Raw genomic sequence first — 22960 nt, 5'->3', positions numbered from 1 at the left:
GATTTTGTTACCCGCTAGAGGTAGGCTTTGATTTTTTCAGCGTAACGGGCCAGGTCATCGGCCTCGGCAGGTTTTGCGTTGGCAAAATCAAGCTCTTGCATTTCATCCATAGGGATTAAATGCAAATGTGTGTGTGGCACTTCAAGCCCGGCTATAATCACAGCCACGCGAGTTGCCGGAAAGGCTTGCTGCATAGCCTTGGCTACTTTTTTACTCACCACCGACAAGTGGGCAATGGTAGCATCAGGCAAATCATACCAGTGATCTACTTCCTGTTTAGGAATCACCAACACATGGCCTTTTTTGAGTGGTGCTATCGTCATAATAGCCACAGATTCTTCATCTTCCCAGACAAAATTTCCAGGCAACTCCCGCGCTATAATTTTAGAAAAAACACTCGCCATACTTCACCTCTCAATATTTGTATCAAACGACAATCGATCATTCAATGAACGGGCTAATAAACCGCCACGCCTAACTTTAATAACTCACGCGTTAGTAGCTCATCAATATTATCGAGCTGCGATAACGTAAGTTCAATTATTGCGATGCGGCTGTGCAACAAACTCTCACGCTGCGCCAGCTTAGTCGCCAACACATCGGGACTGGGTGCATCCGGCCAATAGAGAATAACGGCGTTGGCACTGGGCAGGTAAAAATCTACGACACAACTGCTTGAGGAATCACTATTTATATACAGTGTGTAATCAACAGCATGTGCGATTCCCAATGTATAAAGCCAATTATCAATGCAAGTTAAAGCCGGTGCTTCAGCCGAGTGTCCATCCAAACACTGGGTTGCTCCCACCGTTAATCCCGACACCGCCCGCTGGAAACTCGCATCTTCCAACATAATCTCAGGCCAGGTCACAAAGGGGATCGCATTCGCTTCACCCTCGTGCTGCTGACCTCCTTTTTCTTTTCCTAAATCCGTCACTAACCAACCGTGAATATAAGGTTTTAGCCAGCCAATATTCGCCAATACACGGTTAATTAAACGAGCAGGTAAACCCGTTTTTTGTGCCAAAGTACGAGCGCTGAGCGGCGCCTCCGGCAACAGCCCCAGTACAGGATGTTCGCTAATACTGGCGGGCCACACAATATATTCGCCAAACCGAGGGTGGTTGGCATAGGTGCCCCCTTCAAAGCGCCCCTTGGCCGTCAACTGCCAATGGCTCTCTACTTTTACGATCCAGCCACTGTTGGCGAGCAGAATAAACAGCTCTTTACTCTCTTTGCCTATTTTCTTGGCCAAAGCGGTGGTCGATAGGTGCTTGGGGTGATTATCCGTCATGCATTTGCCTCTTATTCACCTCAGATTACCATAAAGATGAAAATATAGCTGGTCAAACGCTAACCAATGCTCTATACTTCGCCACCTTCAGTAAAGCCTCACCTTTGTTCGGCCATTGCGCCGCTCCCTGTGAAGATCGCAACACGCGACTTGAGTAAGTGTATCGAGGTACTACTGATTGATTGGAGAAAAAAGCTCCAGGATGTCACCTTGAGATGTGCTTACAGTCCTCCCGGCAGGTCAATACCTGCTCCTGTTATGTGCGAAGGCCCGTGCCTTCAGGAATGACACGCAAGGCGCCCACGCTCCATAACATGCCCACTAGCGGCTGACTCACTAATACTGGCTATTTTTGCCAGAATGGAACTATTTGAATGCAAAATGAAAATCTATCTTTTGCCGATTTGGGTTTAGCCCAATCGGTTCTCGAAGCTGTGCAAAAAATCGGCTACGAAACCCCCTCTCCTATTCAAGCGGAGGCCATTCCAGCCCTGCTTTCAGGCCGCGACATTGTCGGCCTAGCGCAAACCGGCACCGGTAAAACCGCAGCCTTTGCCCTGCCCATGCTATCCCAGCTGGACCCTACTAATAAAAGCACCCAAGCTTTGGTGCTTGCCCCAACTCGCGAACTGGCCATTCAGGTGGCCGAGGCCTTAAGCAGTTACGCCAAGGGCTTAAGCGGATTTCAGGTACTGCCGCTATACGGCGGTCAAGATATGCGCGGACAACTGCGTCAGCTTAAACGTGGCGCTCAAGTTGTTGTCGGCACCCCAGGTCGTGTTATGGATCACTTGCGCCGTGGCAGCTTAGACTTGTCAGGTCTGCGTAACTTAGTGCTCGATGAAGCCGATGAAATGTTGCGTATGGGTTTTATCGATGATGTGTCCTGGATTTTAGAACACACCCCAAGTACTCGCCAAACGGCTCTGTTCTCGGCCACTATGCCGAAAGAAATTCGTCGTGTTGCCAGTACTTACTTAAAAGACCCACAAGAAATTAAAGTGGCGCGGGAAAGTACTACCGGCACGAACATCGAACAAACTTATTGGACCGTTAGCGGCACTAATAAACTAGATGCACTGACACGTATACTGGAAGTGGAAGAATTTGACGGTGTGATTATTTTTGTTCGCACCAAAACCGCCACAGTGGAGCTTGCCGAAAAGCTTGAGGCGCGAGGCTACAGTGCTGCGGCCATTAACGGCGACATGAATCAGGCGCTACGTGAGCGCGCCATTGAGCGCTTAAAAAACAACAAGCTGGATATTCTGATAGCCACAGACGTTGCCGCACGCGGTATTGATGTGACTCGAATCAGCCATGTTGTGAACTATGACATTCCTTACGATAGTGAAGCCTATGTACACCGCATTGGTCGTACTGGTCGTGCCGGTCGTTCAGGAAAGGCGATTTTGTTTGTAGCACCACGCGAAAAACGCTTGCTGTACGCCATTGAAAAAACCACGGGTAAACGTATTGAGCCAATGACTCTGCCTAGCGGCAGCGCAGTGACTGATGCCCGCACCAGTCAGTTCATGCAGGGCATAACCGATGTGCTGCAAAACGAAACCGACCTGAGCTTTATCGAAGAATTATTGGTCAACTACTCCAATGAGACCGGTGAAACTCCAGAACGCATCGCTACAGCTTTGGCGTTTATGCTGCAAAAAGAACGTCCGCTGCAAGTAAAATTTGCCGACATCAAACCCTCGCGTGAGCGCGAACGTGATAGTGGACCGCGGGCTGATCGCGGCGAACGCCGCCGTCGTAGCTCAACGCCAGATGAAGGCATGAAGCGTTTTCGTATTGAAGTAGGTCGCACTCACGGTGCTCGCCCAGGCGATATCGTCGGTGCAATCGCCAACGAAGCGGGTCTTAGTAGCCAGCAAATTGGTCAAATCACGTTGTTTGATAAATTCTCAACTCTCGATTTGCCTGCCGACTTATCGGGCTCGCAAGAGCAAAAAATCGCACGTATTCATGTGCGTGGACAAGTGTTATCCATAAGCGCTGACCGAGGCCCTGCCCCACGCAAAGGCAAGCCAAAGTTTAAAGGCAAGAAGAAACAAGCCTAAGCGATCAAAAAAAGGCCCGGAAATTCCGGGCCTTTTTTTATCTATTAAAATATCCAAACCAAAATTATTATCGTGAAAATAGTTAGGTGTATTGCAAGGTAACGGCATCCGCCCCAAAATCATCACGTAGACGCTGCAACAACTCATCATCGGGGCGCACACTCCACTCCCGACCCAGGGTTATTTGGCAACGAGCATCCGAGCGACAATAATCGATAACAATTGGGCAGCGACCATCCCGGTAGGGCTCAAGACATTGGTGCAAATCTTTACCGACCGTATGATTTAATTTCCCTGCATTAAGCACCAGCTTTAAGGCACGCGCTTTGTCTTGCCGCACTTCCGCCAAGTGCTTAACATTATCAGCTGACATTTTTAACGCATTATTATAGTCGTCAAATTTTACCTGCCCCTCAACCACCACAAGGGCATCTTTCACAATGAGCTCGCGACACTCGTTAAAAGTATCGGAAAATACTGCAATTTCAATTCGCCCGGTGCGATCATCCAAGGTAATAAAGGCCATGGTGTCACCGCGTTTAGTTTTCATGGTGCGAGTTGCCACCACCAAGCCACCCACCCGCTGCGCATTTTTATCAGCTGCCAGATTACTAATACGCGTTGACACCAAATGATTGATCTCATGCTCGTATTCATCAATGGGGTGGCCAGTTAAATAAAGACCCAGTGTTTCATTCTCAGCCTGTAAGCGTTCTTTCATTGACCAGGGTCGTACACGGGCAAATTCTTTATAAGTATCTTCTAAATTGTCTGAACTGGGCACTACCTCGCCGAATAAATCTGTCATGCCAGCACTGGCATTAGCAGCACTTTGCTCTGCCGCCTTTACAGCTTCAGCGATTGCGGCGAACATAACGGCGCGATCTTGATCCAGCCCACGCCCAGGGCCTAAATTGTCCGCAGCACCAGAGCGAATCACCGCCTCTAATGCGCGCTTATTCACCTTGCGCGAATCAATGCGGGCACAGAAATCAAACAAATCTTTAAAGGGGCCACCTTCATTGCGCGCCGCAATAATACTATCTACCGGGCCTTCACCAAGGCCCTTAATAGCCCCGAGTCCGTAAATAATATGGTTATTGTCATCCACTGCAAACTTCAGCTCACCGCGGTTAACGTCAGGGGGTAACAGGGTCAACCCCATGGTGCGGCACTCTTCAATGAAGGTCACCACTTTATCGGTTTTATCCATATCCGAGCTCATGGTGGCCGCCATAAAGTGAGCTGGATAATGGGTTTTCAACCATGCGGTTTGATAGGAAACCAATGCGTAGGCGGCAGAGTGGGATTTGTTAAAACCATAACCGGCAAACTTTTCCACCAAGTCAAAAATCTTCATCGCCAAGGTGGCGTCAATGCCTTTCGACTTCGCCCCCTCTTCGAAGCTGACCCGTTGCTTAGCCATCTCTTCGGGTTTCTTTTTACCCATAGCGCGGCGCAACAAGTCGGCGCCACCAAGACTATAGCCGGCCAGCTCCTGAGCTATCTGCATGACCTGCTCTTGATAAACAATAACCCCATAAGTGGGCTTGAGGATAGGCTCTAAGAATTCATGCTGATATTTGGCATCGGGATAGGCAACCTCGGCCTTACCGTGTTTGCGGTTAACAAAGTCTGTCACCATGCCCGAATCCAAAGGGCCAGGCCGAAATAGTGCTACCAGGGCAATCATATCTTCCAGATTGTCTGGCTTGAGGCGTTTAATCAGATCCTTCATGCCGCGCGATTCAAGCTGAAAGACAGCCGTGGTTTCCGCACGCTGTAATAGCTTAAAAGTTTCGGCGTCCTGCAGGTCAATCTCTTCTATCACCAGCGGCCCATCGCCTTGCTTTTCACGCTGGGCGTTAATCATTTCCATTGCCCAGTCGATAATAGTCAGTGTACGTAAGCCGAGAAAGTCAAACTTAACCAGACCGGCCTCTTCCACATCGTTTTTATCGTACTGGGTAACCAACCCTTTACCATTTTCATCACAATACAAGGGAGAGAAATCGGTAAGCTTATTGGGAGCAATGACTACACCACCGGCGTGCTTACCGACGTTACGAGTTAAGCCTTCCAGCTTAATCGCCATTTCCCATATTTCATGGGCGTCGGCATCGGTTTCCAGCATTTCTCGCAGCTGTTCAACCTCTTCCAGGGCAACTTTTAACGTCATGCCTGGTGTAGGAGGTATAAGCTTAGACAGCTTATCGGCCAAGCCATAAGACTTACCCAGTACGCGTGCTACATCGCGCACCACAGCCTTAGCGGCCATGGTTCCAAAGGTGATAATTTGGCTGACCGCTTCACGTCCGTATGCATCGGCCACGTAACTGATCACCCGGTCGCGATTCTCCATACAGAAATCGACATCAAAGTCAGGCATGGAAACCCGTTCCGGGTTCAGGAAACGCTCGAACAGCAGGTCGTATTGCAGAGGGTCGAGATCGGTGATTTTAAGCGAATAGGCCACCAGCGAGCCCGCACCCGAACCACGACCCGGACCAACCGGAATGGCGTTATCCTTGGCCCATTGGATAAAGTCCATAACGATAAGGAAATAACCTGGAAATCCCATTTGCAAGATGATATCGAGTTCAAATCGCAGACGATCTAAATAGGACTGCCGTTTTGCATCATATTCAGGGTCTTGTTTATCGAGAATTTTTTCCAGTCTGTCGTCCAGGCCATCATGGCAGACTTTTTCCATAAACTGGTTTTCTGTCATGCCCTCAGGAATGGGGTATTGAGGCAAAAAGTATTCGCCCAGATGAATATTCACCGTGCAACGTTTGGCAATTTGAACCGAGTTAGCCAACGCTTCGGGAATATCACTAAAAAGCGCCTGCATTTCTTCTGCGCTGCGTAGATATTGCTGCTCGCTGTAGCGCCGCTCTCGCCTGGGGTCATCAAGAGTGCGACTATCGGCAATACAAACCCGAGCCTCATGGACTTCAAAATCATCCGCACTTAAGAAACGAACATCGTTAGTCGCTACGACTGGGCATTGCAATTCACCAGCCAGTTCAACAGCTGAATGTATATAACTCTCTTCGTATTCACGGCCAGTTCGCTGCAACTCCAGATAATATCGGTCAGGGAATTCAGCCATCCAGCGCTCGGCATTACTTCGCGCCTGCGCTTTGCGCCCAGCCAGCAAATCCATACCCACATCACCCTGACGACCGCCTGACAAAACAATCACGCCATCGGCATGGTCACTAATCCAATCTCGCTGAACAAACGCGACGCCTTGCTGTTGCCCCTTTTGATAGGCCAGAGAAATAAGCTTTATGATATTTTTGTAGCCGGCATCATTCATGGCCAGTAACGTAATAAACGAGGGTTTTGCTTCGCTATCGGCGCCAGCAATCAAAAAGTCACTGCCGACAATGGGCTTAATGCCCGCACCTTGCAACGCTTTGTAGTACTTAATTAAACCGTAAAAATTAGTTTGATCGGTGACGGCACAAGCAGGCATACCCTGTTCTTGCAGACGGGCCGCCAAAGGTTTAATACGAATCACACTGTCGGACAGTGAATATTCAGTATGCAAGCGCAGGTGTATAAAAGTGGCAGTCATAAAGGCTTAAAAGATTTCTAGTTGTTCTATCAGCCGTTTAACCGGGCCAAAAGATGTGCGATGAATGGGACTTGGCCCAAGGCTATCCAAGGCCGCCATATGTACCTTAGTAGGGTAACCTTTATGACCGGCAAAGCCGTAGCCCGGGTAGGTTTGATCAAAGGCGATCATTTCACGGTCTCGAGTCACTTTGGCCAAAATAGAGGCCGCGCTAATGGATGCTACCCGTGCATCGCCCTTAACCACGGCCTCTGCACTGAATTGCCAGCTCGGAATTTTATTGCCATCCACTAGCACATGCTCTGGCGTGACCGCTAAGCCTTCAACCGCTCGTTTCATGGCCAGTAAGCTGGCTTGCAGGATATTTATTTGATCGATTTCTTCGACACTGGCGCGTGAAATACACCAACTCAGCGCCTTAGCCTGTATTTCAACAAACAATTTTTCTCGCTTGCGTTCTGTTAACTTTTTGGAATCAGCCAAGCCCTCGATAGGGTTATTCATATCCAAAATTACCGCAGCGGCTACGACATCACCAGCCAGTGGGCCGCGCCCTACCTCATCGACGCCTGCGGATAAGTGCCCTTGATAAACACTGACAAATGGCTCCACTACTCTTGCCCTTTGATTAATTCTATCAGTGCAGCTGCCGCCGTTTGATTGGCATTACACTTTAAGCTTTGATGTTGCTGAGTAAAAGTTTCCACCAACTCGGCCGTTAATTCAGGTTGATTAAAATAGCGCAGCACTGCCTCTGACATTTGTTCAGGGTCGGCATCCGCCTGCAGAAGCTCTGGCACCACTTCCCGGTCGGCCAATAAATTAGGAAGTGACACAAATCGGACCAGTGCCATCGCCCGCATAATCTTGAACGACAACCAGGCCATTTTATAACTGACCACCATCGGTTTTTTTAAAAGCATAGCCTCTAAAGCCGTAGTACCCGACGCCAGCAGAACCACATCCGCCGCCGCCATCACGTCGTGCGATTGACCTTGCACCAAGGTAACCGGTAAATCACTGTGCGGGCCCAGCATTTGATGTAGCTGCTTGTAACGTTGGCCACTGGCTGCAGGCAATACAAACCTTAATCCGGGCCTTTGCTTTAGCATTAGTTTTGCTGCTTGAAAAAAAAGTGGCCCCAGCCGCTCCACTTCACTATGACGACTGCCTGGCATTAATGCCACCACAGCTGAGCTGGCATCCAGTTGAAGCTTTTTTCGGGCAGCGTGCTTGTCTGGCTGCATGGGAATACTGTCGGCCAAGGGGTGGCCAACAAATTTAACCGGCACTTGATGTTGTTGATAAATGGCAGTTTCAAACGGCAATATGGTTAGCATTAAATCCACCGCGCGTTTAATTTTTTTAATTCTGCCTGAACGCCAAGCCCACACCGATGGGCTGACATAATGTACGGTTTTAATACCCGACTTACGCAAATTTTGCTCGAGTGTTAAATTAAAATCGGGTGAGTCGATTCCGATAAACACATCCGGCGCCTGTTCACTGAAGTGCTCAAACAAGAAACGACGAATTTTTAATAGCTCGGGTAAGCGCTTTAACGGATCGATCAACCCCATTACCGCCAAACGATCTTGCGGAAAAAAAGAATGAAAGCCTTCGGCTAACATTTTGGGTCCACCGATACCTGAGAACTCAACGTGGGGGTAATGATGTTTAAGGGCTTGAATCAGCCCTGCTCCAAGCAAGTCACCGGAAGCCTCGCCCGCTACAATACCGATTCGAATGGTACGGTTCATAATAGAACTAGCGGACAATACCGCGTTTGGATTGGCGCAAAGAGTCAATCATTAATTGAACATCGCTGCAATCTTGTGCTAGAACTTGCAACTGTGACAATGCCTCATCAACCGTTAGACCACGACGATAAATTATTTTAAACGCTCGGTTAATAGCAGCCACTTGTTCCTTACTATAACCTCGGCGCTTCAACCCTTCCGAGTTTACACTTTTAGCAGCAGCGGGCGCGCCATTGACCATCACATAAGCGGGTACATCTTTACCGATAGCACTGCCCATACCGGTAAAACTGTGCGCACCGATATTGCAATACTGATGCACCAAGGTAAACCCACTGAGTATGGCCCAATCGCCAACAATAACATGGCCAGCTAACGCTGTATTGTTGACCAAAATACAGTGATTACCGACCACACTGTCGTGACCAATATGGGCATAGGCCATGATTAAATTATCATCGCCAATAGTGGTTTCACCGCGATCTTGTACAGTACCACGATGGATCGTGACCCCTTCACGGATAATATTATTATCACCAATGATTAACCGTGTGGGTTCACCATCGTATTTCAAATCGGGGGTATCTTCCCCCACCGATGAAAACTGATAAATTTGGTTGTTGCACCCAATTATGGTCGGGCCTTTTAAAACCACATGCGAGGCAATACGACTGCCGGTACCAATAACCACACCGGGCCCAATGGTAGTCCAGGGCCCGACCTCGACATCCTCTGCTATTTGGGCATCGGGATGAATAATTGCGCTTGAATCTATCAAGTTAGCCATAGCTTGCTTTGATTACCTTAGACCTTGCGGTCCGCGCACAATATCGTCGCCGATGCAGCCAGCTCACCGTCCACCGTTGCCTGGCATGCAAACTTCCAAATACCACGCTTAGAAGACACAACCCGAGAAGCCAAGGTGAGGCGATCTCCAGGAATAACCTGACGCTTAAAGCGTACATCGTCAATGCCGGCAAATAGATAAATTGACCCATCTTCTGGCTTTTTATCCATGGTTTTAAAGCCCAATACCCCTGAGGCTTGAGCCAGAGCTTCCAAAATCATCACGCCGGGAAATACCGGGAAATCAGGGAAATGGCCGTTGAATACCTCCTCGTTTCCAGTGATATTCTTATAAGCGACGATTGACTCGCCCTCGACCAACTCAACCACACGGTCTACCAGCAAAAAAGGGTAACGGTGCGGCAAATATTGGCGAATTTCGTTTACGTCCATCATTAGCTTGCGGCCTTTGCGTCAATGCGCTTTTCAATAACCAGAAAACCGGTTAATTAAGTCTTGTCGTTGTTGTTTTCCAAAGCCTTCACTCTGGATGCCAAATCATTTAATTGATTAAACCGAACTGCATTTTTACGCCACTCTCTTGAAGGCATAGCACTGGTGCCAGAGGAATAGCTACCGGGCTCCAAAATTGATTTGGTGACCATGGTCATACCCGAGATGTGTACATTGTCGGTGATTTCTAGATGACCGGCAACGCCTACTGCACCGGCAAAGGTACAATTTTTTCCAACCACAGTGCTGCCCGCAAATCCACAGTTGCCCGCAATCGCGGTGTTATCACCGATAACACAATTGTGAGCAATATGTACCTGATTATCGATAATTACACCATTGCCGATAACGGTATCGTTGAGAGCGCCACGGTCAATGGCTGTAGAGGCACCGATTTCGACTCGATTGCCAATTTGTACGGATCCAAGTTGGTGAATTTTACGCCACCCACCTTGCACTCGATCGGGTGCATACCCAAAACCGTCGCTACCAATGACTGTATTGCTGTGTATAACACAGCTGTGACCGATAATAACATCGTGATAAATGCTCACATTGGCCAATACACGGCTACCGTCACCAATGTGGGCACCAGCGCCTATGACAACACCAGGCCCGAGTTTCACTCCAGATTCAATAACCACTCGCTCACCAATCACGACATTGGGGCCGACCTCGGCACTTGAATCTACCTGAGCCGATTCAGCCACCACTGCAGAGGGGTGAACACCTGGATTGTGCGTTAAAGATTTATCGAATAGATGACTCAGCGTGGCATAGGCAAAATAAGGGTCATCAACGATTAGCTTATTACCGGCAAACAGATGGCCATCTGCCTCACCTAAAATCACCGCACCGGCGTTGCAATCGGCCAAGAGACTGCGAAAACGTGACTGAGCCAGAAAACTGACCTGATCATTTTCCGCCCGCCCCAAACCAGCAATGCCGGTTATCAATAAACCGGCATTGCCTTCAAGCCTTGCTGATAAGGCATCCGCTATTTCACGGAGGGTATAGGAAGTCACGAATATTCCCGTTATTTACTCGGCGTCGTTTAGCTTTTCTACCAACAGAGCCGTAATATCGTGGTCTGGATCGGCGAAAAAGACCGATTGAGCATTGATGATCATACCGATTTTTTCATCTTTGGTCAGCTGCTCCAAGATCGCAGGGATCTTTGGCTGAAGCTGCTGCTGCACTTTTTGCAGGATTTGCTGCTGCTCTGACTGCATTTTCTTTTGTGCCAGCTCATAATCAGCCCGCAGGTATTCCACTTTTTTGCGGTGCTCAGCCACTTGGTCTTCCGACCAGGTCATACTGTCTTTTTCAGCTTTACCTTGCAACGCCTGCAGATCGGCTACCAAACTTTCTACTTTTGCGCGAAGAGCGGTAAATTCTGCGTTTTTCTGCAGACCATCAACTGTTTTTTTAGCCAAATCAGTGGCCAACATGGCGCGCTGGGCATCCAAGACGACTACCTTGCCTTCCGCCAATGCGCCTACGCTGGTCACCATCAGTGCGCTGGCCAGTAAAATTCGCTTAATAAATGTCACAATACATCCCCTTAATTATCGTAAGTTATGAGTTGATTTATAAATACTGATTTAAAATGTTTGCCCAAGTGTAAAGTTGAAGCTTTTCTCATCGTCATACTCGTTCTTTTGCAAGGCATCCGAAATAGAGAAAGTCATGGGGCCGAAGGTGGAAATCCACGTTAAACCAAGACCGGCAGAAATGCTCAACTTTTTCACATCAAAGTCATAACAGTTTAACTGAGTGGAGGCACAATTGGTGTCAAACACATTGCCGGCATCAATAAAGAATGCTGCTTGGAAAGTACGCTGATCCTCAATAAAAGGCAGCGGGAAAATCACCTCGGCGGTAGTTTCCACCAAGAAGTTCCCACCGAACGATCGGGTTTCTTCGTCAATAACCCCACCGGCTCCTGTGATTAGCTGGCCAGGTCGACAGGTCGTACCAGAGGCGTAACCCAGCGTTGGATCTTCACAGAGTACAGCATAATTACCGTATTCTTCATTGTCATCCACCACACCATCACCGTTAATATCATCCCAAAGCATGGCAGGCATATACGAAGACTCGGCATAAGTGCCACGAGGGCCTAAGCTGTTACGCTCAAAGCCACGGACCGACCCAAAACCGCCGGCGTAAAAGTGCTCAAAGAAAGGCAGCTCTTCAGTTTTACCGTAAGAGTCGGCCCAGCCAATATTGCCTCGTAAACGCAGGGTTAAATGACGGGTTAAGGGCTGAAAAAATTGGGCGCTGTAGGTTAGCTTATAATATTCGAGGTCACTGCCCGGCAGCGAAACCTCTGCACGTAATTGTTGTGAGCTTCCGCGTGTTGCCAAAATACCACGGTTCAATGTCGACTTAGCCCAAGAGAAATTGGTCGTGAAGTTATGAAACTCAGTACCGTGCACGTCCAGGAAGCCCGGTTCGCCACGAATACCGTCGATATCATCATCAAAGCTCGTGGGGACAGGCATGGTGTCATAATTCAAGGTCGGGTAATCGCCTGTGGTTTTGCCTTCGATTAGATCCAGCCAGTCACTTTGCGTAATATATTCAGAGCCTGTTGCGTACAGGGGGGTATTGAAAATTTCCCGCACCGAATAACTGTTGGGAATAACTTCTAAGTTACGAAACCCCACATCAAAGCTTAAACGCTCAATTTCGGAAATTGGGTACCCAAATTGCACTGCCCCGCCAAGAATATTGGTACTGTAACCGGCAATGTTAATTTGCGCATAGTCGCTCGACTGGTAGTACAGACTAATGCCGCGGCTTACCCCATCCGGAGTAAAGTACGGGTCATTGTAATTGAAGTTATAAGAAGTTTGATAAGCGGAGTGACTGGCTGAGATGCCAACCTGCTTACCCGTACCAAACCAGTTGTTTTGTTGAATACTCCCAGACAATAGAAGGCCAGACAGGTCTGCATAACCAATCTGCAGCCCCATGCTGCCCGATGGTTGCTCTTCAACGGTAAAATCGACATCAACTTGGTCGGGCACTCCAGGCACTTCAACCGTATCGACATTCACCTCTTTAAAGAAGCCCAGTCGTTCCAAGCGAACTTTTGAATGTTCAATTTGCGAGGTAGACGCTGCACCACCTTCCATTTGACGCATTTCACGGCGCAAAACTTCATCTTGCGTGGTGGTATTGCCGCGAAAATTAATGCGCCGAACATAGGCACGTTTTTTCGGATCGATAAAAAACGTCACTTTAACGGTTTTATCTTCATCGTTACGTTCGGGTATGCCTTCGACCTCGGCAAAAGTAAAACCTTCATTTCCCAAGCGGTTGGTTATGTATTCCGAGGAGCGAGTCATCAAAGCTTGTGAAAATGTTTGATCCTCACGCATTAAAATCATACGTCGAATCAGTCGCTCATCAATGGCGGGGTCACCGGCTAGATTCACGTCGCTGACGGTGTAAATATCGCCTTCAGTGATATTTAATGTGAGATAAACTTTTGATTTGTCTGGGCTCAAAGAAACTTGGGTCGAATCGAGACTAAAGGCGAGGTAACCACGATCTAAATAATAGGATTCAATGCGCTCAATATCACCGGTTAATTTTTCTTTGTTGTATTTATCATCGCCCATAATCCAAGAGAACCAGCCGGTAGTTTGTAGCTCAAACAAATCCAGTAATTCCTCGGTGGCAAAAGCTTCATTGCCAATAATATTGATCTTTTTGATGCGGGCGGTTTCACCCTCATCTACTTTAACTAAAACTTTAACTTGATTGCGCGGCAAGTCTTCTACTTCCAAGTCCACCGAAGCGCCATAACGACCTTGACCGATATACTCGCGTTCTAGAGCTTGGCTGATCATATTCAAAGTGGCACTTTGATAAATTTGACCTTCTGACAAACCACTGTCGGTCAAACTTTCCATCAATTGATCGGTTTTAATAACCTTGTTGCCCTCAATGAGAATCTCATTAATGGCTGGTCGCTCTTTGACCACCAAGACCAAAACACCCGCATCCTGACCGATTGAAACATCGGTAAATAAGCCGACTTTAAAGAGCTCGCGAATAGCGTTTTGGATATCAACGTCCGTCAGAGTGTCCCCAACGCGGACAGGCAGTGCGCTAAAAACGGTACCGGCGGACACCCGCTGGAGCCCCTCCACCCTAATATCGTTCACCCGGAAAGACTGGGCTTGTACGAGCGTAGAAAAAGCAAGGACAGCGATAAGGCCGATCAATCGTGTAACAACGTGTGTCATATAGTTCTTTCTATTGTTGAATTTCTCATCTGCTTCAACACAGAGTCCAGTAACACAGGCGCAACTTACGCCTGTGTGTTTGCAATCATTTCGGAGTTAGAGCCGCATAATATCGTTATAGAGCGCCAACAGAGTCAAACCAATTACCATCACAAGCCCCAACTGATACCCAACTACCTGCACTTTTTCCGATACAGGTTTGCCTTTTACCAGTTCTGCGAGGTAGTACATCAAATGACCACCATCCAACACAGGAATAGGGAGTAAGTTGAAGACACCGAGCATTACACTAAGAGCGGCCAGAAAGCGTAGAAAGCTACGCCAGCCATTTTCAGCCTCAGAACCCGCAACCTTAGCAATGGTGATAGCTCCACTCAAGTTTTTTGTGGAAATCTCTCCAAAAATCAGCTTCTTAACAGACATCAAAACAAAGGCAGAAGTTTCCCAGGTTCGGTCCACAGCGGCAATAAATCCTCCCACCACGGAATATTCCCAGTGTCGGATAAACTCATCGGGCCACTCATAGGGGGCAAATCCCATCCCTACCCGGCCGAACACCTCGCCATTTTCGCTGATTTGCTCAGGCGTCATGGATAAATTCTGTACCTGGCCACCGCGCTCAATGCGTACAGTAAAGGTCTGATCAGGCCTCGCTTTGACATAATCGATCCAGTCTTGGGCGCTGCCAATGGGTGTATTGCCTGCTTGAATTATCTTGTCATCGCTCTGCAATCCAGCGCGTTCGGCGGGCGAGCCTTCCAGCACCTGCCCGGCAATAGCGGGAACTTCCGGGATATACGGCGTTATGCCAAGACCGGCCAGCGGCTGCGGGTCTGCAGCGCCGCGCAGCCAAGCATTTAACTCCACCTCGGACTGGTACTGTAAATCCGATTGTGGGTAGCGAACGGTAAAGCTGAGCTGGCCGCTTTCACCCAACCTGCGCAGCAGTTGCTTTTGCACCTGCTGCCAGGAGGTGGTGGTGACGCCATCCACACTCAGTACTTCCTGGCCCACCTCAAGATTGGCCGCCGCCGCAACCGAGTTCGGGGCTACCTCGCCAATAATGGGCGCCACACCGCGCTCACCACTGACGACTAAAAGCAGCCAAAAAAACAAGACCGCCAATATCAAATTGGCAGCTGGGCCGGCCAGCACTACAGCAATGCGCTGACCAACACTTTTATTATTAAACGCTAGGTGTTTTTCTGACTCGGGCACCGGACCTTCGCGCTCATCCAGCATTTTGACGTAACCGCCCAACGGGATGGCCGAGAAGGCATATTCTGTACCCTGTTTATCCCGGCGACTGAACAGTACCTTGCCAAAGCCCACCGAAAAACGCAGTACTTTTACCCCGCAACGTCTAGCCACGTAAAAATGACCAAACTCATGCACGGTCACCAAAATTAAAATGGCAACGAAAAACCAAAACACCATTTGTACTATATTCACGTCACCCTCATTGTTTGGCGCTTATTTGTTGAATCGCGACCCGAGCACGCTGACGCGCGGACAAATCGGCTTGTTGGACAGCATCTAGGCTGACCGGTTCAGCGCTTTCCACACTATCGAGCACCGCCGCGATCACTTGGGCAATGTCATTAAATTGCAATTGGCTGGCTAAAAAAGCGGCCACGGCTTCTTCATTGGCGGCATTGAGTATGGCCGGACAAGTACCACCACGTTCGGCGGCTTGGCGCGCCAAAGTCATACAGGGGAAACGCTCCTCATCGAGCGCCTCAAAGTCGAGCCTGGCACTGCGCACCAAATCGAGCCGCTCTACTCCCGAGGGTAAGCGCTCGGGCATACCCAGTGCATGAGCAATAGGCGTTCGCATATCCGGGTTGCCCAGCTGTGCCAAGACTGAGCCATCCACATATTCTACCATTGAGTGGATAACGCTCTGCGGATGAATAACCACCTCGACATCCCGTGCGCGGGCATTAAACAGCCAGCAAGCCTCTATAAACTCCAACCCTTTATTCATCATAGTGGCTGAGTCTACTGAGATTTTCGGGCCCATACTCCAATTAGGGTGATTACAGGCCTGCTCGGGGGTGACTTGCGATAGCTGTGACAACGGCAGCTGGCGAAAGGGCCCACCCGAGGCCGTTAGCACGATTTTGCTGACCCCAAGCTCTGCCAGTGCAATTCCTTGAGCTAGAGGACCCGCTAAAGGTAAACACTGAAAAATAGCGTTGTGCTCACTGTCGATCGGTAATATCTGCGCGCCATGGGTTTTCGCTGCGGCCATAAACAAATGACCGGCCATCACCAACACTTCTTTGTTGGCTAAAAGCACACGCTTTCCGGCCTTTACAGCGGCAAAGGTGGGCAATAGGCCGGCGGCGCCAACAATCGCGGCCATTACCGTATCGACGGACGAATCTTGCGCTACAGCCACCAGCGCCTCGGTGCCGGACAACACTTCCACCTTTGAGCCCGAACGCTGCAACGCTTGGCGCAATTGCTCTGCCGCTCTCGGGTCGCTCATCACGGCGTACTGCGGTGTATAAGCCAAACATTGCTCGAGTAGTGGCTGCCAACGTGTAGCTGCGGTAAGGGCAAACACCTCAAATCGCTCCGGATGCCTTGCCAGTACATCTAATGTACTGACACCGATGGAGCCGGTGGAACCAAGAATGGTAACCCTCTGCATAGCTATCCCAGGGTCACATCAACGGCGGTTAAGGCCAAAGCAAACACAGGCACCGCCGCGGTCAGGCTATCGACCCGATCGAGCACTCCACCGTGGCCGGGCAGCAGAGCGCTGCTGTCTTTAATGCCGCGCTCGCGTTTAACCATACTCTCTAACAAATCACCTAGTACTGACACCAGTGAGGTCGGCAGTACCAGCGCTATAATGGCCCACAACGCCTGACCGGTAAAAAACCAAACCAGCAGCGCCAGGCATACATTGGCCGACACTCCACCCAAAAAGCCTTCCCACGTTTTACCCGGACTCACGTTAGGCGCGAGTTTGCGCTGTCCAAAACGGCGTCCAACAAAATAACCACCGATATCGGCTGTAGCCACCACTGCCACAATCATCAGCACGAGCCAGGCGCCCTGCTCTTGCAGGCGCACATAGCTTAATCCCGCCCAAGTGGGCACCAATACAAAAAAGCCCATCACCGCCCGTAGCGCCGGATGTCGCCAAAGCAGAGCGCTGGCGGGATACCCCTGCACCCAGAGCAATGCCAGAGCCCACCAAGTACAGCCAGCTATCAATATTGGACGGTAGTGTAGCTCCGCATCAATAGGGGTAGCCCCCCCCAGCGGCAGCGCTCCCACATAGAGTGCAGCCCCAGCAATAGCAGCGGCTTGAAAGATTACGTACAACCCCCGCTGCCACAGGGCAGTAAAGCCACACAGGTTAGCCCACTCCCAGGCGCTAATCAGCACAATGGTCGCGACGAATGCAGGAAATAACGGTATTGGCAGAAAAAATAAAACACCCAGAAAAACCGCGGCTAGCACTATAGCTGTTATTACACGCTGCTTAAGCATGGTGGCCACCGTGAGATTGGGGCTCACACTGCTCTTGGGTTTTCCCAAAGCGGCGCTGGCGCGAATGAAAATCTTGAGCGGCTTGTTTTAAATGATCTGCATTAAAATCTGGCCACAGCACGGGTGAAAAATGCAGTTCGGCGTAAGCGGCCTGCCACAATACAAAGTTACTGATACGCTGCTCCCCTCCTGTTCGCACCAACAAATCAACTTCAGGCATTTGCGCCAGAGCGGTACTCTGGGCAAAAGTCTGCTCATTAATGTCGGCACTTGTGATTTCTCCTGCTGCAACTCTGTCAGCCAGGCGCGCGGCAGCTTGAACTATATCCCAACGCCCACCGTAATCGGCTGCAATCACCAAGGTTGTTTTGGCCTCAGCCACATCGGTTAATTGCTCCGCTTTGGTGATAGCCGAGTTGAGTGCGGTGCTAAACTGACTTCTGTTTCCCACCACACGCAAGCGCACTCCGCGCTTTTTTAAGTCTTTAGCCTCGCGCTTGAGATACAACTGAAACAACGACATAAGCGCATCCACTTCTCGCTTTGGTCGTTTCCAGTTTTCACTGCTAAAGGCAAAGAGCGTTAGCACATCGACACCCAGCTCTTGGCACGACGACATCACCTCGCGAATACGCTCTACGCCTTCTTTATGGCCGGCAATACCAGAGAGATCTCGCTGCTTAGCCCAGCGATTGTTGCCATCCATAATGATGGCGATATGACGTAACGGACTGCCGGACACAACTCGCTCCTGGGCTGATGAATCTTGCCCCTATTAACAAAAAGCTGCCGAGCGTTATTGTGATAGTGCTGGCAAACTCGAGTGAGAGCCGGGCTGGGCCTGCCCGGCTCTACTGACTGTACTTAAACGGTCATTAGCTCCTGCTCTTTTTGAGCTAGGATTTTATCCACTTCAGCGATGTATTTATCGGTGATTTTTTGCACATCGTCCTGTGCGCGATGATCGTCATCTTCACTGATTTCTTTATCTTTAAGCAGTGCTTTCACATCAGACAATATATCGCGACGAACATTGCGAATGGAGACACGGCCATTTTCGGCCTCGGCGCGAGCCTGCTTAATGTAACCTTTGCGCGTCTCTTCGGTCAGAGCGGGCAGCGGCAGGCGGATATTGTCCCCTGAAGTGGATGGGTTTAAACCCAGGTTCGACTTCATAATGGCTTTTTCAATCTCTGGCACCATTTGCTTTTCCCAAGGTTTAACCGATAGGGTTCGAGCATCTTCTACCATAATGTTGGCCACTTGCGACAGCGGCGTATCAGCACCGTAGTAAGGTACAGTCAAACCGTCGAGCAAGCTCGGGTGCGCCCGGCCAGTACGAATCTTATTCAGGTTGTTACCCATAGCCACAACCGCTTTTTGCATTCTATCTTCGGCGTCTTTTTTCAAATCATTCAACATGGGTTACCCCCTCCTCAATCAAGGTGCCTTCGCTACTGCCCACTACAATATTCAGCAGAGCGCCACTTTTATTCATACGAAATACGCGAACTGGCATATCGTGTTCACGACACAGGCAGATCGCTGTTAAATCCATGACCCCCAGCTTATCCTCCAGCACTTTGTCGTAGGTAAGACGATCGTACTTGGTGGCTGTGGGGTCTTTCATTGGGTCGGCACTGTAAACGCCATCCACCTTAGTGGCCTTAAGGACAATATCGGCCTCGACTTCAATACCGCGCAAACAAGCGGCCGAATCGGTGGTAAAGAAAGGGTTGCCGGTACCGGCTGCGAAAATCACCACCTCTCCTGCGTTCAAGCAGCGGATAGCGTGGCGGCGATCATAATGCTCGACAATACCGCTCATGGGGATAGCGGACATAACACGCGAGGAGATATTAGAGCGTTCCAGCGCGTCACGCATGGCTAATGCGTTCATAACCGTCGCCAGCATGCCCATATGGTCGCCAGTCACCCGATCCAAGCCAGCGGCATTGAGCGCCGCCCCGCGAAATAGATTGCCGCCACCAATCACCAAGCCCACCTGCACTCCAATGCCGATCAACTGGCCGACTTCCAGAGCCATTTTATCCAATACTTTGGGGTCGATACCGAACCCCTCTGCGCCCATCAGCTCTTCACCGCTGAGTTTCAGCAATATCCGCTTATACTTTTTTTCACGAGGGTTGGCCATGGGTGCGCTCCTGACGAAGTGGTGACGAAAAACGGAGGGCAGTTTACAACAAAAGGAGGCCGGATGGGTATCCGACCTCCTTTTTAGGGAGCTTTATTCGATGGATCGAACAAAGAAGCCGCCAGGCGGCGAAGATTTGATCAACCTTTAGAGGCAGCTACCTGTGCGGCAACCTCGGCAGCGAAGTCAGTCTCATCCTTCTCAATACCTTCACCCACCTCAAGGCGAGTAAAGCTGGTGACAGTAGCGCCACCCTCTTCGGCCAGCTTGCCAACAGTCACTTCTGGGTTCTTAACAAAAGGCTGCTCCAGCAGGCTGCCTTCTTTCAGGAACTTCTTAATGCGACCGCCCATCATTTTCTCAACGATAGCCTCGGGCTTGCCCTCCATATCAGGCTGAGCCTTAATAATCTCTTTCTCTTTCTCAACGATGTCAGCTGGCATATCTTCTGGTCTTACAACCTGAGGATTAACCGCTACAACATGCATAGCTACATCACGCGCCAGCTCAGCGTTGCCGCCCTCGAGCTGAACCACAGCCGCCAAACGGTTGTTAGAGTGAACATACGCATCAATCACGCCACCCTCTACCAAGTTAACGCGACGAACATTGATGTTTTCACCAATTTTTTGAACTAGAGTTTCACGAGCAGACTCAAGCTCACCGGCCATCAGAGTGGCGACATCGGTTTGCTTGTCGGCGAACGCTTTTTCAACCACGGTGTTAACGAAAGCCAAAAAGCCTTCATCGCGAGCCACAAAGTCAGTTTCGCTGTTCACTTCAACCAGTACGGCGTAGCTGTTATCGTCGGCCACTTTGGCGCTAACAACACCGTCAGCAGCGGTACGACCGGCTTTCTTCGAGGCTTTCAAGCCGCTGGCCTTGCGCAGATTTTCAATTGCCAGCTCGATATCGCCACCGGCTTCTTTCAGAGCTTTTTTACACTCCATCATGCCAAGGCTGGTGCGCTCGCGCAGATCTTTAACCATTGAAGCAGAGATAGCTGCCATGTATCTATCCTCTCAAAATATATCTAAATTCGTTTGAAAAAAGGGGTAAACCACCGGTTTACCCCCCTTGAGTACAATCTAACCTGAAAAGATGACAGGTCAGTGGCGCTTACTCAGCGGCGGCTTCGCCGTCAGCTGCGACGTACTCGTCTTTGTTTGGCACGCTTTGCGCCTGTGCAGCGCCTTCGGCGCAAGCATCGGCAATCGCGGTTACATACAGGCGAATAGCGCGAATGGCGTCATCGTTACCTGGGATAACGTAATCAATGCCATCGGGGTTAGAGTTGGTATCAACCACACCGATAACAGGAATACCCAGCTTGTTGGCTTCCTGAACCGCAATACGCTCGTGATCCACGTCGATTACGAACAATGCATCTGGCAGACCAGCCATATCTTTAATACCACCAATGGAGCATTCCAGCTTGGCCATATCGCGGGCGCGCATTAGCGCTTCTTTTTTGGTCAGCTTATCGAAAGTACCGTCTTTCGATTGCGCTTCCAGCTCGCGGTAGCGGCGGATAGAGGCACGAATGGTTTTGAAGTTGGTCAGCATACCACCCAACCAGCGGTGGCTAACAAAAGGCTGACCAGTGCGCTCGGCCTGCTCTTTGATGATTTTTTGAGCGGCGCGCTTAGTGCCAACAAACATGATTTTCTTCTTCTGTGACGCCAGCTTCTTGACGTGCTCCAGAGTCTCGTTGAACGCGGGAACGGTGTGCTCGAGGTTGATGATATGAATCTTGTTGCGAGCACCAAAAATGAAACGGTCCATTTTTGGGTTCCAGTAACGAGTTTGGTGACCAAAATGGACACCGGCTTGCAGCATATCGCGCATGCTTACTGTAGGCATAATCTTTTCCTGTCTATCGGGTTAGGCCTCCATACACCCCGCTAACCAACCCCGCAGGGCACCCAGGTTGAACGTGACGGTGTATGTGTGACGTTTAAGTTAACTCTCGCAGGCCATTATCACGGCCAGAATGACGAGAGGCGCGCTTTATACCACAACCATAACTGACAATAAAGCTTTTCATCGCTTTCGCCCTGAATTCACTCGCACCACTGCGGCTCGCAACCCCACCCAGCCTTTGGCCGCCACAGCCAAATAGCGTACAAATCGTCCAATAATCTCCAATGAACAACCTCTCCTACTGTAGTCATAAGCTCGGGTACGTTAAACTAGGGGTTTTTAGACCAAGGGCGCACCACGATTGCGCCGGTAAAGCGAGACACCATGACCGTATCGATTAAAACACCGGAAGATATCGCCAAAATGCGCATCGCCGGCCGCATGGCCGCCGAGGTGCTGGAAATGATTGGGCCCTATGTGCAGCCCGGAGTGAGTACCGCCGAGCTCGACAAGCTCTGCCACGACTACATTGTCGACGAACAAAAAGCAATTCCTGCCTGCTTGGGCTACCGTGGCTTTCCTAAATCCGTATGCACCTCAGTCAATCATGTAATTTGTCACGGCATACCTTCAGAGAAAAAAATCCTTAAAAACGGTGACATTATTAATATCGATGTCACCGTGATTTTTGAGGGCTACCACGGCGACACCAGTAAAATGTACTTTGTCGGCGATGTCGCCCCCCACGCCCAACGTTTGGTAGAGGTAACCCAGGAGTGTTTATATAAAGGTATCGAGCTGGTTAAGCCCGGCTGCCGCCTGGGTGATATTGGCGAAGTCATTCAAAAACACGCCGCCAAAAACTACTACTCGGTAGTACGCGAGTATTGTGGTCACGGCATTGGCACAGTTTTCCACGAAGAACCGCAAATCCTCCACTACGGCAAGGCCGGCACCGGCCTTGAGCTGAAAGAAGGCATGACCTTCACCATCGAGCCCATGATTAACGCCGGTAAAGCCGGCACCAAGCTCAAGCGCGACGGCTGGACTGTCGAAACCAAAGACGGGCGCCTTTCTGCTCAATGGGAACACACCATGGCCGTCACCGCCGATGGCGTTGAAGTTTTAACCGCTCGCACCGAGGAGTCTTTCTAAT

General features: G+C 49.9%; 20 protein-coding genes. 2 read left to right on the top strand and 18 right to left on the bottom strand.

Translation table 11 applies throughout. The annotated features are described in order from the left end of the window. Positions 1–14: 14 nt before the first annotated feature. Both Q4563_RS00590 and Q4563_RS00585 read right to left on the bottom strand, forming a co-directional pair. Positions 15–404 carry an HIT family protein gene (locus Q4563_RS00590; protein WP_215977318.1) on the bottom strand — a complete coding sequence of 130 codons (390 nt, stop codon included), beginning with the start codon at positions 402–404 and terminating at the stop codon, positions 15–17. 53 nt (positions 405–457) lie between these two features. Beyond that, positions 458–1294, bottom strand: coding sequence for a 4-alpha-glucanotransferase (locus Q4563_RS00585; protein WP_303603260.1), 837 nt, complete (start codon positions 1292–1294; stop codon positions 458–460). A gap of 374 nt (positions 1295–1668) precedes the next feature. Here Q4563_RS00585 and Q4563_RS00580 point away from each other — a divergent pair, with 374 nt between their 5' ends. After that, positions 1669–3369 carry a DEAD/DEAH box helicase gene (locus tag Q4563_RS00580; RefSeq protein ID WP_303603259.1) on the top strand — a complete coding sequence of 567 codons (1701 nt, stop codon included), beginning with the start codon at positions 1669–1671 and terminating at the stop codon, positions 3367–3369. A gap of 82 nt (positions 3370–3451) precedes the next feature. Here the strand turns inward: Q4563_RS00580 and dnaE are convergent, their stop codons facing one another. From dnaE to rpsB, 16 genes are all read right to left on the bottom strand, one after another. Further along, the gene (dnaE, locus tag Q4563_RS00575; RefSeq protein ID WP_215977315.1) at positions 3452–6955 is read right to left on the bottom strand and encodes a DNA polymerase III subunit alpha; all 3504 of its coding nucleotides are present in this window, start codon (positions 6953–6955) and stop codon (positions 3452–3454) included. A 6-nt stretch (positions 6956–6961) separates the two neighbouring features. Further along, positions 6962–7567 (bottom strand): ribonuclease HII, encoded by a 606-nt coding sequence (gene rnhB / locus Q4563_RS00570; protein ID WP_215977314.1) that lies wholly within the window; start codon positions 7565–7567, stop codon positions 6962–6964. Beyond that, positions 7567–8715 (bottom strand): lipid-A-disaccharide synthase, encoded by a 1149-nt coding sequence (gene lpxB / locus Q4563_RS00565; RefSeq protein ID WP_215977313.1) that lies wholly within the window; start codon positions 8713–8715, stop codon positions 7567–7569. The genes rnhB and lpxB overlap by 1 nt, the downstream gene beginning before the upstream one ends. 7 nt (positions 8716–8722) lie before the next feature. Beyond that, the gene (gene lpxA / locus Q4563_RS00560) at positions 8723–9502 is read right to left on the bottom strand and encodes an acyl-ACP--UDP-N-acetylglucosamine O-acyltransferase (protein ID WP_303603258.1); all 780 of its coding nucleotides are present in this window, start codon (positions 9500–9502) and stop codon (positions 8723–8725) included. A gap of 17 nt (positions 9503–9519) precedes the next feature. Then, positions 9520–9957, bottom strand: coding sequence for a 3-hydroxyacyl-ACP dehydratase FabZ (fabZ, locus tag Q4563_RS00555; RefSeq protein WP_215977311.1), 438 nt, complete (start codon positions 9955–9957; stop codon positions 9520–9522). Positions 9958–10010: 53 nt separating this feature from the next. Continuing rightward, positions 10011–11039 (bottom strand): UDP-3-O-(3-hydroxymyristoyl)glucosamine N-acyltransferase, encoded by a 1029-nt coding sequence (lpxD, locus tag Q4563_RS00550; RefSeq protein ID WP_303603257.1) that lies wholly within the window; start codon positions 11037–11039, stop codon positions 10011–10013. Between the two features lie 15 nt (positions 11040–11054). Then, complete coding sequence (locus tag Q4563_RS00545; protein ID WP_303603256.1) at positions 11055–11567, bottom strand: OmpH family outer membrane protein; 513 nt, start codon at positions 11565–11567, stop codon at positions 11055–11057. 51 nt (positions 11568–11618) lie between these two features. Then, complete coding sequence (bamA, locus tag Q4563_RS00540; RefSeq protein WP_303603255.1) at positions 11619–14276, bottom strand: outer membrane protein assembly factor BamA; 2658 nt, start codon at positions 14274–14276, stop codon at positions 11619–11621. A 96-nt stretch (positions 14277–14372) separates the two neighbouring features. Next, the gene (gene rseP / locus Q4563_RS00535) at positions 14373–15728 is read right to left on the bottom strand and encodes an RIP metalloprotease RseP (RefSeq protein WP_215977308.1); all 1356 of its coding nucleotides are present in this window, start codon (positions 15726–15728) and stop codon (positions 14373–14375) included. A gap of 7 nt (positions 15729–15735) precedes the next feature. Then, the gene (gene ispC / locus Q4563_RS00530; protein ID WP_303603254.1) at positions 15736–16935 is read right to left on the bottom strand and encodes a 1-deoxy-D-xylulose-5-phosphate reductoisomerase; all 1200 of its coding nucleotides are present in this window, start codon (positions 16933–16935) and stop codon (positions 15736–15738) included. Between the two features lie 2 nt (positions 16936–16937). Continuing rightward, entirely contained in the window at positions 16938–17786 is an 849-nt protein-coding gene (locus Q4563_RS00525; RefSeq protein ID WP_303603253.1) for a phosphatidate cytidylyltransferase, read from the bottom strand. After that, positions 17779–18492, bottom strand: a complete 714-nt coding sequence (gene uppS / locus Q4563_RS00520; protein WP_442903696.1) for a polyprenyl diphosphate synthase — start codon at positions 18490–18492, stop codon at positions 17779–17781. The genes Q4563_RS00525 and uppS overlap by 8 nt, the downstream gene beginning before the upstream one ends. Positions 18493–18650: 158 nt before the next feature. Beyond that, positions 18651–19208: a ribosome recycling factor gene (gene frr / locus Q4563_RS00515; RefSeq protein ID WP_215977304.1), complete on the bottom strand. Its 558-nt coding sequence runs from the start codon at positions 19206–19208 to the stop codon at positions 18651–18653. Next, positions 19198–19941, bottom strand: coding sequence for a UMP kinase (gene pyrH, locus Q4563_RS00510; RefSeq protein ID WP_215977303.1), 744 nt, complete (start codon positions 19939–19941; stop codon positions 19198–19200). Before pyrH ends, frr begins: the two co-directional genes overlap by 11 nt. 140 nt (positions 19942–20081) lie before the next feature. Further along, on the bottom strand, positions 20082–20951 hold the full coding sequence (gene tsf / locus Q4563_RS00505) for a translation elongation factor Ts (RefSeq protein WP_303603251.1): 870 nt from the start codon (positions 20949–20951) through the stop codon (positions 20082–20084). A gap of 109 nt (positions 20952–21060) precedes the next feature. Then, positions 21061–21804 carry a 30S ribosomal protein S2 gene (rpsB, locus tag Q4563_RS00500; protein ID WP_215977301.1) on the bottom strand — a complete coding sequence of 248 codons (744 nt, stop codon included), beginning with the start codon at positions 21802–21804 and terminating at the stop codon, positions 21061–21063. Between the two features lie 384 nt (positions 21805–22188). Here rpsB and map point away from each other — a divergent pair, with 384 nt between their 5' ends. Beyond that, complete coding sequence (gene map / locus Q4563_RS00495) at positions 22189–22959, top strand: type I methionyl aminopeptidase (protein WP_215977300.1); 771 nt, start codon at positions 22189–22191, stop codon at positions 22957–22959. Position 22960 lies beyond the last annotated feature (1 nt).

The sequence above is a fragment of the Gilvimarinus sp. 1_MG-2023 genome (assembly GCF_030548285.1).
Note: the sequence above shows the minus strand (reverse complement) of the source record. Positions and strands in the feature narration are given on the sequence as shown.

Bases quoted from the DNA above. Each gene is read 5' to 3' on its own strand.
- Q4563_RS00590 (WP_215977318.1), bottom strand. From the start codon at position 404: ATGGCGAGTGTTTTTTCTAAAATTATAGCGCGGGAGTTGCCTGGAAAT.
- Q4563_RS00585 (WP_303603260.1), bottom strand. From the start codon at position 1,294: ATGACGGATAATCACCCCAAGCACCTATCGACCACCGCTTTGGCCAAG.
- Q4563_RS00580 (WP_303603259.1), top strand. From the start codon at position 1,669: ATGCAAAATGAAAATCTATCTTTTGCCGATTTGGGTTTAGCCCAATCG.
- dnaE (WP_215977315.1), bottom strand. From the start codon at position 6,955: ATGACTGCCACTTTTATACACCTGCGCTTGCATACTGAATATTCACTG.
- lpxB (WP_215977313.1), bottom strand. From the start codon at position 8,715: ATGAACCGTACCATTCGAATCGGTATTGTAGCGGGCGAGGCTTCCGGT.
- lpxA (WP_303603258.1), bottom strand. From the start codon at position 9,502: ATGGCTAACTTGATAGATTCAAGCGCAATTATTCATCCCGATGCCCAA.
- fabZ (WP_215977311.1), bottom strand. From the start codon at position 9,957: ATGATGGACGTAAACGAAATTCGCCAATATTTGCCGCACCGTTACCCT.
- bamA (WP_303603255.1), bottom strand. From the start codon at position 14,276: ATGACACACGTTGTTACACGATTGATCGGCCTTATCGCTGTCCTTGCT.
- ispC (WP_303603254.1), bottom strand. From the start codon at position 16,935: ATGCAGAGGGTTACCATTCTTGGTTCCACCGGCTCCATCGGTGTCAGT.
- Q4563_RS00525 (WP_303603253.1), bottom strand. From the start codon at position 17,786: ATGCTTAAGCAGCGTGTAATAACAGCTATAGTGCTAGCCGCGGTTTTT.
- uppS (WP_442903696.1), bottom strand. From the start codon at position 18,492: ATGGATGGCAACAATCGCTGGGCTAAGCAGCGAGATCTCTCTGGTATT.
- frr (WP_215977304.1), bottom strand. From the start codon at position 19,208: ATGTTGAATGATTTGAAAAAAGACGCCGAAGATAGAATGCAAAAAGCG.
- pyrH (WP_215977303.1), bottom strand. From the start codon at position 19,941: ATGGCCAACCCTCGTGAAAAAAAGTATAAGCGGATATTGCTGAAACTC.
- tsf (WP_303603251.1), bottom strand. From the start codon at position 20,951: ATGGCAGCTATCTCTGCTTCAATGGTTAAAGATCTGCGCGAGCGCACC.
- rpsB (WP_215977301.1), bottom strand. From the start codon at position 21,804: ATGCCTACAGTAAGCATGCGCGATATGCTGCAAGCCGGTGTCCATTTT.
- map (WP_215977300.1), top strand. From the start codon at position 22,189: ATGACCGTATCGATTAAAACACCGGAAGATATCGCCAAAATGCGCATC.